Consider the following 16433-nt stretch of genomic DNA (forward strand, 5'->3'; position numbering starts at 1 on the left):
AAATACCGTGAAAAGGTGCTAAAACTTTAAAAGCGAAATCCCTGTAACATCGTGTTAAAAATTGTTAAATTGATAAAAAAAGTATACATTTGTTTATGTGTATTGGGCGCGATGCGTTACCTTTGTGTGAGGTAAATGCATAGAGTGCGATTTATAAAACTTAAATTAACGAGTTGTGATGCCTTAAATCGAGCGGATTGACCCTATGAGAAAATTTTTACAACATATCACCACCATACTGACAGTGAGTGCGATTGTACTCGCGGGTACTGCTGAGGGATCGCAGGAGCGTGCGGTTGCTGCCGATACGGCCCGTGTGGTCAAGGCAGCGGATGCCACGATTACTCAGTCGGCGGTTTCGCCGGAAGGCAGCCGGTCCCAGCGGTCGTTCTTCTCGTCGTTTAAAAGCTTCTTTCCTTTTAAACCCAATAGCGTAGCTAACGAGAAGCTGTTGAGCAGTGTAAAAGTTTTTCCGAATCCGATCGTTGACCAAATCAGTCTGTCTTATCGGTTGGACAAGCAAAGTTCGGTTTCGATTAAAGTAATGGATGCATTAGGGAATGAAGTGATGACATTACTTAACCAGGAGTTGGATGCGGGTCCACAAAGCCATGTCTTTGATACCAATAACAAACTGACAAACGGGTTTTATTTTATCCGTGTATCTGCGGGGACGGAAACTGTAGTGAAACGTATCTCCGTGCTTTAATTTTCTTTTCGAAAATATCAATCTTCTTCCGGATCAACCCACTTCCCATCTTGTTTGATGATTTCGATGAGTTCGTCCAGTGCATTGGCAGTATTTACATTTCGCTTTACCACCTCTTTGCCGCGGTATAACGTGATTTTACCGGGGCCTGCCCCCACGTATCCATAATCGGCATCTGCCATCTCGCCGGGCCCGTTTACAATACATCCCATAATGCCTATTTTGAGTCCCTTGAGGTGATTGGTCCGGCTACGTATCATTTGGGTTGTTTCCTGAAGATCGAATAATGTACGGCCGCAGCTGGGGCATGAGATATACTCCGTTTTTGAAATACGAGAGCGCGTGGCCTGTAGAATGCCAAAAGACAGCGATACCAATTTATCAATGGGTGTCGCTGGCGAGTCTACCCATATTCCACTTCCCATCCCGTCTACCAATAAAGCCCCCATGTCGGTTGCCGCATACAGCTGCAATTTCGATAGCGGTTCCTCAGGGTCCATCAGGTTGCCCGCTGGGCCATCAAACTCCGTTGCCGGGTAGTGACGCCGGATGATAACCGGATTATCTAATCCCAATGCTGTGAGCGCCATGAAAAATTGCCGTTGGTCGGCCATTCCGTGTTGCTCATTTGTCTCTACTACAAATACAACGGTTTTATCCAGCGGTAGCGCTTCAAATAGAGGGGTGCTAAGGTCGGCATATTGTATCCGTACCAAATTTAATCGGGGGTCCCGCTCGGCTGATTCGACGAATTGATTCAGGGTAAATAGTGGGTGGATATTGGCTCGATTTACAATTTTCAGCCAGGTAGGGTAATCATATAGCTGTTTCAGATTCCCAGGCATTGTAAATGACGGAAGTTCATTACCCAGGTACACAAAATCTACCGACTGCTCGCCCATGTGGTATTTGTCGAGCCATGGGTCATATTTATAACCCACGTCCGAAAGAATATGGGGGTCTTTCAGATTCTTTTGTGAGATATCCACCACTACACGGGGTACCTGAGCCCCCCCGATGAATACATTTACTTCGTTTGATGTGTAGGCTGTCGGTTTATGGGTTGCGAGCAGGGATTCATCCGTTAGCGATATCGTTTCGCGTGCGGATGTACCTTGTCGGGCTTTGTATCGGTTGACCAGTGCCAAGGCTACCGGTGCCTCAAATTCCGGTTCTTCCGTGAGCGATACACGCACAGTATCGCCCAGCCCGTCTTCCAGCAGCGTACCTATGCCTACTGCTGATTTGATGCGGCCATCCTCGCCGTCACCGGCTTCGGTGACACCAAGATGCAGCGGATAGTTCATCCCTTCGGCTACCATGGTTTCCACAAGGAGGCGGTAGGCCCGCACCATCACCTGCGGATTACTGGATTTCATCGAAACGACAATTCCGTAGTAATTGAGGTCCTCACAGATACGGATAAACTCCATCGCCGATTCGACCATCCCTTCCGGGGTGTCTCCGTAATGGCTCATGATTCGGTCGGAAAGCGAGCCATGGTTCGTGCCAATGCGCATAGCGGTGCCGTACTCCTTGCATATCTTTACCAATGGGGCAAACTTAGAGTAGATACGCTCCAACTCCGCTTGGTAAGCCGATGTGGTATAATTCAGCTGATCGAACTTCTTTTTGTCGGCATAATTACCAGGGTTGATGCGGACCTTTTCCACGATCCGTGCCGCCACTTCGGCGGCATTGGGCGTAAAGTGGATGTCGGCAACGAGCGGTACATCATAGCCCCGTTTACGCAGCTCTTTTTTTATTTCGGCCAGGTTGCTGGCCTCTTTGATGCTGGGTGCGGTAATCCGCACGTATTCACAGCCTGCTTCAACCATGCGGATGGTTTGTTCCACAGACCCGATGGTATCCATCGTGTCTACCGTGGTCATGCTCTGGATACGGATAGGGTTGTCGCCACCCATAGGTAGGTGGCCTATGGCTACCTCCCGGGTGCGCCATCTAGCGTATTCCGTTAACGAGGGGCAATAACCACCCCGCAGTGTGTTTCCGATTTTTATATCCATTGGTATGGCAAAGTTAGGGATAATGGATGATCAAATCAATCGATCCTTAATAACCAACGTTCCGGCAATCTTATCATGCAGGCATTGTTGCCTGCGATCGAAGAACCCGGTTAAAAACCCGATGCCAAGCGTGGCGATTCCCACCAATTTCGCCGAGTTCCTGCCTAAGGCCCTCCCATAGCCCACAGGTTTTCCCACTTCGTCTGTCACTTTTATGCCGATGAGCATCTTTCCGATCGAAGCTTGTTTCGTTGATCCCTCCATTACCACGCTGAGGGTGAATTTCAGTATCGGTACGATTGCCAGCCCTATCAGCAATGCGGGGACGCTGTCTCTTGCATTTGTCGAGCCGGCAAGATATATGGCTGCCAATACCGCGTATACACAGATAGCGATAAAGTAATCGATTGCTGTTGCCAGCAACCGCATATCCAAGGAGGCAAAATATTGGGGTTGTGTGGTTTGGTACGGTATGTTCAGCAAGCTGCCCAATTCCGCCAGTTCCCGCAGCTCTTTAAACTCCGGTTGCCCCACCGGTTTCACAAAATCGGTAGGGCCGAGGTTCATGGCCCGCAATTCATCCAATGAGAAGGGGCCTTCGGGTTTTCCGCGGACAACGACGTGGAATCGATCCGGACGCGAGCTCATAGCTTAATCGTAACGTTTTACGGCAAACGAGCTTAACCCGCCTTTCAGGTTAATGACAAACCGGGCGTTTGCTTCCTCATAGCCGTTGGTTATATAAGACCCATCGGCTTGTTTAGTAAAGCCCGGAAAATCTTTGGAAGACAACCCTGATTTGACCACGATTTTACAAGCGGCTGCACGCGGTATTTCTATTTCCACACTAGCTACGCCCGATTCGGCCGATATCGCGGTCTCTTCTAGAGGCATACCGAGTTTCGCTTCGAACGATGCTGCACCACCATTGAATGTGAGGCTTGCAATTTTATATTCGGTCAGGTCAAACTCTGCCGTGCCGGCCCCCATGTTGAGGGCAATGTACCATACCGGTTTGGGGTTTAGACTGATTTTGGCCCAGTTCTCGTCGCCCCCTATATTCCAATCGCCCTTTTTTGAGTCCCGCATACTGAATGTAAGGTTGGCGTTGTTCCCTGAAGTGGTGGTCTCCAACTGATGTACCCCGATGGTACTCGTGGCCTCAGCACGGAATAAGTCGTCTGTTAATCCTTCAATCTCATATTCCACTGCACCACCTTTAATGTGGAGGTGCGCTGTGGTGATGGTGCTGTCATACTGATGGGTGAACACACCGCTTGACTTTTCCCGGCTCCTATTGTCGCCTGGGGTGCGCTTTTCGGTGTTCCATTCTTTGTTGTCAAATACCCACCAATTATTGTGCGGTGGGAAGGTACCCCGGAAGGCAAGGAAAGCTAGCGCCGCAATGGTGACAATAATCGATACAGCATTGCCGATACCATGTTTGGGTACCAGTAGATTAACACCGATAATGATGAGGATGACAGGCCACATACTAAACACCGACCGCCAATAAAAATTGATGACGTCCAGGTTGTCCAATAGCAAAACGCCGCCTACAAATAGTAGGATGAGCCCCCAGCTTAATTTCTCTTTGTTCATGACATGTTCAATTATTTGGTATAACCACGATCGGTATCCGCCTCACCGGCAGTGCCGCCGGTTTTATCTCCGGGTGCCTGTGTTTCAGGTGCCTGTTGCTCCTCAGGTTCGTTCGCCGGAAACGGCTTTTGTTTCTGTTGTTTGAACGCGCTGAACACCGTTGCCAAGCCGGATATGATGATCAGTACCGGCCAGAAACGGGCGAAGTCGCGCCAATAAAAGATATCCAGTTGGTGCAATAAAAAGAAAATCCCCAATCCTACGAGGATTAGCCCGGCCACGTATCGGTCCTTACCTGCTTTAGTAGAGGCTGGTTTGGTAGCAGTACCCCAGGCGCGGGCGGTATAGTCTCCATAATCTGAGGTTGCTTCGGTCGATTGGGTCCTGTAATCGACATCAAACGGATCGTGTGGTAGTGTGAATGATTTCACCGGGAGTACGATCCAGAGTACGATATAAACCAGGGGTCCCATTAGTCCGATCCCCATATAACCGGAGAAAAAGACACTGACGAAAAAGGCAACCCGTACCCAAGTTTTATCGATACCGAAATATGCCCCTAGGCCAGCGCACACACCTGCCACTGCACCTTCGTGTGGGATACGCTGAAGTTTCTTTTCCATGACTCCGTTTTTAGCTGTTACCGTATTTTGGCTTTATCACTATTTCTTCCACGTTTGCACCCTCACTCATCCCTAGACACGCAGCAATTGCTTCGGCGATGTCTGCCGGCAAGATGAACCGGTCGGCAGGGATGTTGGTGCCCTCCCACGAGGAGGTCAGCGTTGAGCCTGGGATGATTTCGGTTACCTTCACGTGGTATGGCCGCAATTCTTCCCGCAATACATGGGTTAGACCACGTACGGCAAACTTTGTTACAGTGTAGGTGCCTGCAGATGATACAGGCTCGCGGCTCGCTATCGAGCTGATATTGAAGATATGCCCACGGCGGTTTTCGCGCATGCGCCGGCCCACGGCGCGTGATAGGAGGTGGGGGGTGATGTAGTTGACCTGCAGTTGACTAAGGAAGTCGTTTTCTGTTTCGTCCAACACCGATGCGGGCTTGAAAATACCCACGTTGTTGATGAGGATATCTGGAGCCGTAGCCATGCCGATGAGCCAACTAACCAACCCATCGAGCTGTGCGGCATCTGCAACATCGCAGGCCCTGTATTGTACGGTAATGCCCGCATACTGGGTTTCGAGGATTGTTTTCAACTTTTGGAGATCTTCCTTGCTACGCGCGGTAAGCAGTAGGTCGCATCCCAAGGCAGCCAATTTTTTGGTAATGGCTAACCCCATCCCTTTTGTGGCGCCGGTAATGATGGCAGTTCGGTGTGTTAAACGGAGCATACGCTGATTTTTTATGTCTTTTTAGTTGTTGTTTTCAAATTTAGGTCTTTTGATTGGTTTATTTTTAAACCTATGAGAGGCATCACTGTGTCGTCTCCTCATCGGATGGCCGGAAGTCGAGACAATACCGTCTCTCAACAGCAAGTAAACAAGTCCTATAGAAAGGCTTGGGAAACTGGAAACCTATTTCGTGGATCGGGCAGAATGTTCGTACCTTCGGGAAAATTTATAATGATCTACTGACTTATGAAACTTGACCGGCAATATACCTCTATCCTCAAGGCGGCGATTTCAAAAATCCGAACTGTCAGCATAACAATTGCCGGTTCTTTCGTCTTTCCGTTAGTATTTCTTCATACCTCGTTTAGTTTTGGTGCCGAATACGCAGCCTTGGCTTCGGCCGATGTAACGTTTGGCGCTGATCACCCTCAATTCACCGGCACGTATTACGTAGATGACACCGAGGGCGACGACGGCCTAGATGGAACTTCCCCCAATACCGCCTGGCAATCGCTCCATAAAATAAACAATACGCTATTCGGGCCGGGAGCCCGTATTTTATTCAAATCGGGTGGTGTATGATTTGGCCAATTGGCTCCGAAAGGTTCGGGTGTTTCAGGGTTACCCATCGTCATTGACCAATACGGCCCTGGTGCAAAGCCTCTTATCGATGGCAACGGGTTAGATGGGGCCGGTGTAGTGTCCTTATACAATCAATCCCACTGGGAAATTAATAACTTGGAAGTCACCAATGATGCTGCAGAGCCGGGCGATCGCCGCGGCGTAGAGGTCAAAGCCGGGAACTACGGTATAGCAAGCCATATTCACCTTAAAAACTTACATGTACACCATATCACAGGTACCGTTGGCAACGGCCTCACGGCCAAGAAATCGGCAGGGATATATATCGCCACAACCGCCGACGATGCCGTAGCTACTCGTTTTCATGATCTATTAATCGAGGGCTGCCATATCCACCACGTAGATAACCAAGGGATTGTAACCAACAATGAAGTAAAGCATTCCGACTACCCCGGCACGCCCGCTTGGTTGGACCGTTGTTTCACCGATGTGCGGATCCGTAATAACCGGATACACCATATTTCCAAAAATGCGATTATCGCCCGCATGATGGAGGGCGGTGTGGTTGAACACAACCTATGCTATGAAACGGCTACCAAAATCACGGGCAATACGATATTTTCGCGAAGTAGCCGCGGTACGGTCTTTCAGTTTAATGAGGGGTATCTCAATCGTTCCCCCGACTATGACGGCAGCCTATATGACCCGGATTTGAACAGTCCAGAAACCATTTGGCAGTACAGCTACAGCCACGATAATGCCCATGGCCTCGTATGGTTCTGCACTTCAGCACCCGATAATAATGTCATCGTACGCTATAATGTGAGCCAAAACGATAAGGGTGCCATTTTTTGCATCAATTATGATAACAAAAGCGTTTATATCTACAACAACGTCGTGTATATCCCTGAACATCTTTCACCGGTGATCATAGACGAACGAAAAAATGCTGAAAAATCCTTCTATTTCTACAATAATATCATTTATAACCTGAGCAGCACGGCCAGTTACAACTGGTACAACGCAAAACGCCATTTTTCAAATAACCTGTTTTTCGGCGAGCATATCGACGGAGAGCCCTCCGACCCATTTAAAATTACGGAAGACCCGCTGTTTGTCGATCCGGGTAGTGGCGGTATCGGGCTCCACACCGTAAAGGGGTACCAATTGCGGAAAGGCTCGCCCGCCTTAGGCACCGGTCGGCCAATTCCCGATAATGGTGGACGGGACTATTTCGGAAATCCATTGGTGTACTCAAACAAAACCGACATTGGCATCCATCAGCGGTCGGCAATCCCTCACGACAACAGCGAGTCCGCGTGGGGCGCTAAGCCGGACTTGCAAGCTTCCGAGGGAGCCGTGCAGCTAACCGACAGTTCGAACCCGGTGTATGTAAACGGGCTGCCTGTCGAAATGGCGGAACTAAAACGGGAAATGAGCAGGTTGCGGGCAAGGGTGATCGGAGAATTTGCCCGGGCCCACCAGCTCACGCATATCGACGATAATTTTTGGAATACCAGATACGATGGCCAGCGTCCAATAGACGTGATCCGAAATCGTGCCCTAGATACGTTAGTCAGTATCAAAGTGCAACAGCAACTCATGCTGGAGTACGTATTACTTCCCGACACCCGCTATCATGTCATGATGTGCGACAGAGAATCAGTGAATGAGCACCGAAGGAAGGCAGCAGAATCCGAAGAAGTGATTTATGGCCCCGTACATTATACCGAGAGCGATTATTTTGATTACCTTTTTACCAATCGGGTATTACGTTTGCAAACTGTTCTCGGGAAGACGACTGATAAGCAGTATCAAGAATTCATTCAACAGGCTAAGGAAAATGCATATATTACCGTTATACCGCACGAGCTCAATCGAATTTACCCCTAAGACCAGCACACCCACGGTTTGTAGCGACCTAAAGGAGGGCCTTTCGCAACAACATTGTGTTACGTCCGCACAGGGCTGTGATGCGCCGACACGACCTCATGGCAGGTCACCACGACAGCGTGTTTCGTCAAGGCGGTATCCGCTCCGGTTAACACAGAGCTGTCTCTAGCCGACATGTTGCTAGGTTAAGTCGAGACAGCATTGTTTCTTATCGGCACAGCCCCGGGTCAAGTCGGCATGATGCTAGGTCAAGTCGAGACGGCATCGTCTCTTATCGACACAGTCTCGGGTCTAGTTGACACGATACTAGGTCAAGTCAAGACAGCATTGTCTCTTATCAACACGTGCCTGTGTCTAGTCGGCACAGGGCCGTAATAACCCAACACAACATGGTCTCAGTTCAGGGAGATGTCGTGTCGGTTCAGTAGGATATTCGTTCAAGCCGACACGGTGTTGGGCTGACCCCACCTCGTTTTGTGTGTGCTTAAAACGATGTTGTGGCGAGGTGAGATTATCCTGTGCTGGTGTGGGACGGTATGGTCTTGGCGTGAGACAATATCGTTTGGGTAGATAGGAAGCAGCTAATAGCGTTGGTGCCAACGCCCCATCAGGGGTTACTAATGTATCACAACAATGCCGCCCCAATTGAGGCGGCATTGTATGCCGGGATATCGCAAACGTTTATCCGGCCTTTTTTCAGTCGGATGTTACAGCATCACCCGGGCACGTAAGGATGCTATAGGACTCCAATCGCTCACACCCTTTTTATTGCGTGAGCGAACACGGAAATAGTAGACCACACCGTCTTCCACAGGCCCAAAGAAATTCCCGAGCGCCCTAGGGGCTGGATTGATATCTTGCCACACGGGTTGCCCCGTTTCGTCCAACTCGGAGGCCAACTGCATTTCGTATTGATAGGCTGCCCTTACGGCTTCGAACTGGAGCCGTAGTTCGCCAGGACGGTTGGAGTCCGTTAACCGTGTCCAACTAGGTGATGAAGGCACCTGCCCGGGCTTGGGCGGCAGTACTGGATAGAACCCGGAGCTTAGCTGCACGGAGCTGATTTGCGTGAAGTTATTGATGTAGCTAGTTAGTTGACGCATTATCACGACCAGGGCGGCCCGGGCTTCGTCTTTCTCTTCTTTCTGAACTCCACTGGCACGTCCGTTGGCGGTGATGGCCTGCTTGGCTACATAGTCCAGGGCAACCGGTTTGTAAGTTTCGAAAGACGGATTGAGGTCTGGGAAATTCGCGTTAGTCTCCAAAGCGTCTACTGTACGCGTAGCCAATGAAGCGAGGTCCGCATCGCTGAGGTAGTCATAATTGGTAATTAATTTTGGTGTTCTCATTTTCTTTTGTTTTTATGTTAACTTGTTTTTTGATATGATGGTTTCTTACCATCGGTTACATTCATTCGTTTCATCCATAGGCACGTTGGCGCTCTCGGCCTTATGTTGCCTATTCGTCGGTCTACGGGTCCTGCCCGTATGGGGTTTTGTGTAGTTTCCATAAGAGCAAATTAGTATGTGCAAGCCGTTTGGAAAGAACTTTGGCGGAAATTGGCGGAAATTGGCGGGATTTTCCGCCAACCTCCGCCAAAAAACAATTTGGCATAGATTTTCGTTGTAATAGCAAAACCTGTATCTTTAACGCTATCATTGAATAGTTTTTGGACAGCGATTTATGTTTTTTACCTACTTTGGACAATACCTATTACTCTTGAAATCGGTCTTTCGTCGACCGGAAAAGTGGCGCATATACTGGAAAGAGATTATCCATGAGATGAACGAGATCGGGGTGGGGTCACTGGGACTGATTGCCATTATCTCTACTTTTATCGGCGCCGTAATGACCATGCAGATCGCCTTCCAGTTGGTGTCTGACTTGATTCCCACCTCGGTAATCGGGCAGATCAACCGCGATTCGAGCATCTTGGAATTAAGCCCTACCATCACCGCGCTGGTGTTGGCGGGGAAGGTGGGGTCGTCCATTTCATCGCAGATTGGGTCCATGCGGGTTACCGAGCAGATCGATGCCCTGGAAATCATGGGCATCAATGCGCCGGGCTACCTTGTCCTCCCTAAAATATTGGCGGGTGTCACGATGATTCCGGTGTTGGTGATCATGTCGATTTTCCTGGCGCTGTTAGGGGGGCTTGTCGGAGGGGCGATCTCGGGAGCGGTAACCCCGGCCGATTACATAAGCGGAATTACCGACGGGTTTATCGGCTATACCGTGGCGGTAGCGCTGGTAAAAGCATTTGTTTTCGGCTTTATCATCACATCTGTTTCGGCCTTCAAGGGGTTTTATGTTCGCGGCGGAGCGCTCGAAGTGGGCCAGGCCAGCACCCGTGGTGTGGTCATCAGTTGTATTGCCATTTTGGTGGCCGACTATATTATTACAGCCCTCATGCTTTAACCTCCTTTTACCCAACATAACATATGATTGAAGTTCAAAACATCCATAAATCTTTCGGTGATAACCACGTGCTCCGGGGCATAGATGCCACATTCGAGCCGGGTAAGATCAGTCTGATTATCGGCGGATCGGGTTCGGGGAAAAGTACGTTGCTGAAATGTATGGTAGGGCTGCATCGACCGGAACAAGGTAAGGTGCTCTACCAGAACGAGGACTTTACGCGGATGGATTTTGAAGCCCGGATACCTATCCGCAAGGAAATCGGCATGTTGTTCCAGAATTCTGCTTTGTTTGATTCGATGACGGTAGAGCAGAACATCATCTTCCCGTTGGAGATGTTTACGGATATGAGCCGAAAGGAGAAGGTCGATCGTGCAAACTTCTGCTTGGAGCGGGTGAACCTGGCGGGTAGCAACAAGCTTTATCCGGCAGAGCTTTCGGGGGGCATGAAGAAACGGGTGGGTATTGCCCGTGCCATCAGCATGAGCCCGAAGTATCTCTTTGTCGATGAACCCAATTCGGGTCTCGATCCGGAAACCGCCATTGTGATCGACGAGTTGATTTCGGAACTCACCGAAGAATACCAATGTACCACAGTTGTCGTAACGCACGATATGAACTCGGTGATGGGTATCGGTGACCATATTATCTTTCTGTATAAAGGAAAAAAATGGTGGGAAGGCTCGAATAAGGAAATCGCCCATTCGGACGTGGAAGAGCTGAACAACTTCGTGTTTGCCAGTCCGTTTATGAAAGCGGCGAAAGAACGGTTTTGACGGGCGAACCCATCCGTTGTAATACGATTTATTTATACACCCATATCAATATGAAAAGACTTTCGCTATTGCTGGTGATGTTATCAATGGGAATGTTGGCCTGGGCTCAAATAGACGCCGTGTCGGAACCTCATAAACGTAATGTACCGCGGCGTTTTCTGAATGACCGCGAACTCTTTGGCTCGATAGACCCGCTAGATCCAAAAGAAATAGTAAGATTAGAAATCGACAAAGAACTTGATGCGGTTAAGGTATACACCGTTGATCAGATCAAAGAAGTAATTACATTAGAACGGTATCTGCGTAAGTGTTTTAAGAATTATGGGCGCAATTCCAATGAGGGTGTGTTTGTAGATAGCATCTTAGTCGACGATCCTTCCCATTCGATCATATGGCCGGAAGTAATTAAGTCAGTTACGGTCTCGTTCGATCCTGATGCGGGGCCGACGGAATACCACATCGAAACATTCGGTACAAATCGTAAACCGGCTCAAGGGGGCATCCGTATGCGTGGTGCCGCTTTACTTTAACGCAGGCTGTGGTGCCTTTGCCACTTTAGTGGATCGTTCCTTGTTTTTACGGTATAAACATAGCACCTTTGCCTGAAAGTAAAATTTATCTTGGCAACCAGCATCCAACTTCTTGCTCCCCAGCATTGGGAAGACTACGAACTCATCGATTGCGGTGATTTTGAAAAACTGGAGCGGTTTGGCGACCGCATCCTAATCCGGCCGGAACCACAAGCCGTGTGGGCAAAGGGACTTGCGGAAGCTGAGTGGCTGAAAAGGCACGATATCCGTTTTAAGGGCCGCTCGGCTACCAGTGGCGATTGGATAAAAAAGAACCCTAAACTGCCCGACCGCTGGCATGTCCAATACAGTAATGGCGATGTGTCCATCAAATTACGCCTGGGCCTTACCTCCTTCAAGCACGTGGGTGTTTTTCCCGAGCAGGCAGTCAACTGGGATTATATTTCCACAGCGATAAAGTCATTCCGTACGCCACAGCCCAAGGTACTCAACCTTTTTGCGTATACCGGTGGTGCGTCGTTGATTGCCCGTGCTGCCGGCGCCGATACCACCCACGTGGATTCCATAAAGCAGGTGGTTACCTGGGCCAACGAAAACCAGGAGCTGTCGGGCCTTTCGGATACCCGTTGGGTAGTGGAAGATGCCCTTAAGTTTGTGAAGCGCGAGTTGAAACGGGGCAACCGCTACCACGGTATCATCCTCGATCCGCCGGCTTATGGCCACGGCCCGAAGGGCGAGAAATGGCGATTGGAAGACCACATCGCCGAGATGATGTGCGATGTCGTCCAACTGCTCGACCCTCAGCAACATTTTCTGATCTTGAATACCTATTCCCTAGGGTTCTCGTCACTCATCGTCGAAAACTTAATTAAGGCGGCGTTGCCGGATGTGGAAAATCTGGAAGCGGGTGAGCTGTACCTGCAAGCAACAGCGGGGAGCAAGCTGCCGTTGGGTGTGTTTGGCAAATTCCGAAAAATGGGATAATTACTTTAATGGGTTATGGTATTGTTTAACAGCGATAAGGAGCAGGGTTGGGAAGACCTCGGTGACGGGGTGAGCCGGAAAGTCATGTCGTACAACGACGATCTGATGGTGGTGAAGGTCCGGTTTGAAGCGGGAAGCATCGGTGCGCCCCATCAACATCCGCATACCCAGATCAGTTACGTCGCATCGGGTGTGTTTGAATACACCATTGGCGACCGCACATTCGTGATGGCGCAGGGCGATACCTGCATCGTTCCCTCGAATAGCATCCATGGTTGTCGATGCGTGGAAGCCGGCGTGCTCGTTGATTCATTCAATCCCATGCGGGAAGATTTCGTTATTCAAACACCACCGTCTTATTCCCGGTAATGATTACGCGGTCCTCGATGACCAACCGTAGCGCTTTGCTCAATACTGATTTTTCGACTTCCTTACCGGCACGTACCATGTCCTTCACGGTGTAGCTGTGGTTTACCGGGCGTATATCCTGCGCAATGATCGGCCCCTGGTCGAGATCGCTCGTCACGAAGTGCGCTGTGGCCCCAATTAGCTTCACCCCTCGCTCGTAGGCTTGTTTGTAGGGGCTGGCGCCGATGAACGCGGGGAGGAACGAATGGTGGATGTTGATGATCCTACCGGGGTAACGGTCTACGAAATCGGCCGAAAGTATCCGCATGAATTTAGCGAGCACAAGGTAATCGGGGCGATGCGAGTCCAATAGGTGCGCAATTTCCGATTCAAATTCTTCTTTCGATTTCCCCTCGTGGCTTACATGGTAAAATGGAATGTTGAAACGTTGGGTAAATGCGCTCAGCTCATCGTAATTGCCGACCACGCAGCAAACCTCCGCACCCAAGGTCTTGAAGAAGTAACGTACGATGATGTCTCCAAGGCAATGGTGTTCTTTGGTAACCAATATGGCTAGCCGCTTCTGCTGAGGTGGGTTTACCGTTACGATTGCCCCCGCCGGCAGTGCCTCGATAAGGTCGCCGGTAAGCAATTCATTGTTCTCGGCCTTTCCGGCGCACACAATCCGTACGTAGAAGCGCTCTGCAGCCTCATCCACGTATTCGCGCATGGTGACGATATTGAGGGTGTGGCGTGCCACCGTATTGGCTATCCGGCCAACCAGCCCCACAGCATCGTGGCACTGGATAAGGATAAGGGTTTGGTTTATCATGATCTATTAAGCCACCAGTTCTTCGGTTTTTGACTCTTCGGCAATATCTATTTCCACACGGAGGTTGTTTACGATGTGTTTTTGCCTGTCGGGCGTATTCTTGCCCATATAATATTCCAGCAGTTGTTTTATTTTCAGTTCTTTTAGTAGGATGACGGGGTCCAGTCGCATGTTCTCACCAATAAATAACCCGAATTCTTCCGGCGAAATCTCGCCCAATCCTTTAAAGCGTGTGATTTCCGGCTTACCCCCCAATTTATGGATAGCACGTTGCCGTTCCTCGTCGCTATAGCAATAGATGGTCTCTTTTTTATTGCGCACGCGGAATAGGGGTGTTTGTAAGATCGATACATGCCCCGCTTTCACCAGGTCGGGGAAGAATTGGAGGAAAAAGGTCATCAACAGCAGGCGGATGTGCATGCCGTCCACATCGGCGTCGGTAGCGATAACGATGTGGTTATAACGGAGGCCATCCAGTCCGTCCTCGATGTTCAGGGCATGCTGTAGTAAGTTGAACTCCTCATTTTCATACACCACTTTCTTTGTGAGGCCGAAGGCATTGAGTGGCTTCCCTTTCAGGCTGAAAACGGCTTGCGTCTGCACATTGCGTGATTTGGTGATGGACCCGCTTGCCGAGTCGCCCTCTGTGATAAACAAGGTGGTTTCCTGTGCTAGCTCGTGTTTATCGCCGTAGTGTACTTTGCAATCGCGCAGTTTGCGGTTGTGCAGCGAAGCTTTCTTGGCACGTTCGTTGGCCAGTTTCTTGATGCCGGCTATGTCTTTCCGCTCGCGTTCCGACTGCATAATCCGCTTCAGCAGCGCATCGGCCGTTTCGCTGTGTTTGTGCAGGTAGTCGTCGAGGGCTTTTTTTATGAAATCGTTGATGAACGTACGCACCGTAGGTCCTTCCGGGCCGACACTCTGTGAACCGAGTTTGGTTTTCGTTTGGGATTCGAATACCGGTTCCTGTACTTTGATTGCCACCGCCCCGATGATGGATGCCCGGATATCGGACGCATCGAAATCCTTTTTGTAAAACTCGCGTACGGTTTTCACCAATGCTTCGCGGAAAGCGGCTTGGTGCGTACCACCTTGTGTGGTATGTTGACCGTTTACAAACGAATAGTACTCCTCACCATATTGTTGGCCATGGGTCATCGCAATTTCGATATCCTCCCCTTTGAGGTGGATGATGGGGTAACGCATGGATTCGGCGTCGATGTTGCGCTCCAGAAGGTCTTTAAGTCCATTTTCGGAAACGAATTTCTGGCCGTTGAAATTGATGGTAAGGCCCGAATTGAGGAACACATAATTCCATATCATGTTTTCCACGAACTCCGCCCGGTAATGGTAGTTCTTGAAAATACTGTCGTCGGGGTAGAAGGTCACGGCTGTGCCGTTGCGTTGGGTGGTGGTTTTTTCTTCATCCCTTACCAGCTCCCCTTGGCTGAACTCAGCAATCCGTGTCTTGCCGTCGCGGTACGACTGTACCGTGAACGATGTGGAAAGGGCGTTGACAGCCTTGGTGCCGACACCGTTGAGGCCGACCGATTTCTGGAAGGCTTTGCTGTCGTATTTGCCGCCGGTATTGATCTTGGACACCACGTCGACAACCGAGCCCAGGGGGATGCCCCGGCCGTAGTCGCGCACGGAAATCTTCTGTTCGCTCATGTTAATGTCTATGGTTCGTCCGGCCCCCATCACGAACTCATCGATGGAGTTGTCTACCACCTCCTTGAGCAATACATAGATGCCGTCGTCGTACGCTGAGCCATCGCCCAGTTTGCCGATGTACATTCCCGGCCGGAGCCGGATGTGCTCCTTCCAATCGAGCGAGCGTATACTATCTTCGTTATATGTGGTCATTTTCTTTGAGACATTAGACAATAGACTTTAGATATTAGACACTAGACAACAGACTAAAACTTGCTTCGTTTGATGCCATACCGAATAAGGTCACGCAATATTACAAAATTTTAGTTTAGTTTCGTTATGCCCGGTTATTTCAATTATATCAAATATTCATGCGCAGGCAAAACCGTTATCCGTTTATCATCTTTTTCGAAATAATCCCGCTGGGAGTGGGTAATCAATAAGCCCTCGGAAACCTTGAAGAAATCGAGAGCCTCGACCATTCCATTCAACTCCCGGTCAAGATTGTCGGCATTTAACAGATAGTATGCTAAGGAACAATGGTTTGATTAAGTGTGCCTTGTACTACCATGATGGATGTTTATATTACATATATATAAAATTGTTCATTAGTAATGCAAACTTTTGAACAAGCTTTTGCATGACCTTAATTTTCTTCCATTTTCCTGATTCTATTGACAAAACGCTGTCAACACCCCTCCGTTTCTTTGCAATGAACAATAAGTA

At 49.5% G+C, this 16433-nt stretch carries 16 protein-coding genes; 8 read left to right on the plus strand and 8 right to left on the minus strand.

What is annotated here, in order from left to right; all coding sequences use genetic code 11:
- The first annotated feature begins 205 nt into the window (after positions 1-205).
- Positions 206-709 carry a T9SS type A sorting domain-containing protein gene (locus tag NGM62_RS17965; RefSeq protein ID WP_262249672.1) on the plus strand — a complete coding sequence of 168 codons (504 nt, stop codon included), beginning with the start codon at positions 206-208 and terminating at the stop codon, positions 707-709.
- A gap of 17 nt (positions 710-726) precedes the next feature.
- On the opposite strand, the gene ispG is transcribed toward NGM62_RS17965, so the two are convergent.
- From ispG to NGM62_RS17990, 5 genes are read right to left on the minus strand one after another with little or no spacing between them, the layout of a single operon-like run.
- Entirely contained in the window at positions 727-2736 is a 2010-nt protein-coding gene (gene ispG, locus NGM62_RS17970) for a (E)-4-hydroxy-3-methylbut-2-enyl-diphosphate synthase (RefSeq protein WP_262249673.1), read from the minus strand.
- A gap of 30 nt (positions 2737-2766) precedes the next feature.
- Positions 2767-3384: an RDD family protein gene (locus tag NGM62_RS17975; RefSeq protein WP_262249674.1), complete on the minus strand. Its 618-nt coding sequence runs from the start codon at positions 3382-3384 to the stop codon at positions 2767-2769.
- Positions 3385-3387: 3 nt separating this feature from the next.
- Positions 3388-4338, minus strand: a complete 951-nt coding sequence (locus tag NGM62_RS17980; RefSeq protein WP_262249675.1) for a LiaI-LiaF-like domain-containing protein — start codon at positions 4336-4338, stop codon at positions 3388-3390.
- Between the two features lie 11 nt (positions 4339-4349).
- Positions 4350-4961 (minus strand): PspC domain-containing protein, encoded by a 612-nt coding sequence (locus NGM62_RS17985; RefSeq protein ID WP_262249676.1) that lies wholly within the window; start codon positions 4959-4961, stop codon positions 4350-4352.
- Positions 4962-4971: 10 nt separating this feature from the next.
- Positions 4972-5691 carry an SDR family NAD(P)-dependent oxidoreductase gene (locus NGM62_RS17990; RefSeq protein WP_262249677.1) on the minus strand — a complete coding sequence of 240 codons (720 nt, stop codon included), beginning with the start codon at positions 5689-5691 and terminating at the stop codon, positions 4972-4974.
- A gap of 246 nt (positions 5692-5937) precedes the next feature.
- Between NGM62_RS17990 and NGM62_RS17995 the strand changes: the two genes are divergently transcribed.
- Together NGM62_RS17995 and NGM62_RS18000 are read left to right on the plus strand one after the other, a co-directional pair.
- Entirely contained in the window at positions 5938-6273 is a 336-nt protein-coding gene (locus NGM62_RS17995) for a hypothetical protein (RefSeq protein WP_262249678.1), read from the plus strand.
- Positions 6274-6282: 9 nt separating this feature from the next.
- Positions 6283-8166, plus strand: a complete 1884-nt coding sequence (locus NGM62_RS18000; RefSeq protein WP_262249679.1) for a right-handed parallel beta-helix repeat-containing protein — start codon at positions 6283-6285, stop codon at positions 8164-8166.
- A gap of 707 nt (positions 8167-8873) precedes the next feature.
- Here NGM62_RS18000 and NGM62_RS18005 read toward each other — a convergent pair.
- Complete coding sequence (locus NGM62_RS18005; RefSeq protein WP_262249680.1) at positions 8874-9515, minus strand: hypothetical protein; 642 nt, start codon at positions 9513-9515, stop codon at positions 8874-8876.
- Between the two features lie 334 nt (positions 9516-9849).
- Here NGM62_RS18005 and NGM62_RS18010 point away from each other — a divergent pair, with 334 nt between their 5' ends.
- The 5 genes from NGM62_RS18010 (at position 9850) to NGM62_RS18030 (ending at position 13243) form a co-directional block, all read left to right on the plus strand.
- A complete protein-coding gene (locus tag NGM62_RS18010; protein ID WP_262249681.1) occupies positions 9850-10584 on the plus strand; it encodes an MlaE family ABC transporter permease in 735 nt (244 codons plus the stop codon).
- A gap of 23 nt (positions 10585-10607) precedes the next feature.
- Positions 10608-11360, plus strand: a complete 753-nt coding sequence (locus NGM62_RS18015; protein WP_262249682.1) for an ABC transporter ATP-binding protein — start codon at positions 10608-10610, stop codon at positions 11358-11360.
- A 50-nt stretch (positions 11361-11410) separates the two neighbouring features.
- Positions 11411-11890 carry a hypothetical protein gene (locus NGM62_RS18020; RefSeq protein ID WP_262249683.1) on the plus strand — a complete coding sequence of 160 codons (480 nt, stop codon included), beginning with the start codon at positions 11411-11413 and terminating at the stop codon, positions 11888-11890.
- A 90-nt stretch (positions 11891-11980) separates the two neighbouring features.
- Positions 11981-12874 carry a class I SAM-dependent methyltransferase gene (locus NGM62_RS18025; RefSeq protein WP_262249684.1) on the plus strand — a complete coding sequence of 298 codons (894 nt, stop codon included), beginning with the start codon at positions 11981-11983 and terminating at the stop codon, positions 12872-12874.
- Positions 12875-12889: 15 nt separating this feature from the next.
- The gene (locus tag NGM62_RS18030) at positions 12890-13243 is read left to right on the plus strand and encodes a cupin domain-containing protein (RefSeq protein ID WP_262249685.1); all 354 of its coding nucleotides are present in this window, start codon (positions 12890-12892) and stop codon (positions 13241-13243) included.
- On the opposite strand, the gene purU is transcribed toward NGM62_RS18030, so the two are convergent.
- Positions 13212-14054 (minus strand): formyltetrahydrofolate deformylase, encoded by an 843-nt coding sequence (gene purU / locus NGM62_RS18035; RefSeq protein WP_262249686.1) that lies wholly within the window; start codon positions 14052-14054, stop codon positions 13212-13214. The genes NGM62_RS18030 and purU overlap by 32 nt on opposite strands.
- 6 nt (positions 14055-14060) lie before the next feature.
- A complete protein-coding gene (locus tag NGM62_RS18040; protein WP_262249687.1) occupies positions 14061-15920 on the minus strand; it encodes a DNA topoisomerase IV subunit B in 1860 nt (619 codons plus the stop codon).
- Positions 15921-16433 lie beyond the last annotated feature (513 nt).

It is taken from the genome of Parapedobacter soli, from assembly GCF_025460835.1.
In the GTDB taxonomy this organism is placed as follows: domain Bacteria; phylum Bacteroidota; class Bacteroidia; order Sphingobacteriales; family Sphingobacteriaceae; genus Parapedobacter; species Parapedobacter soli.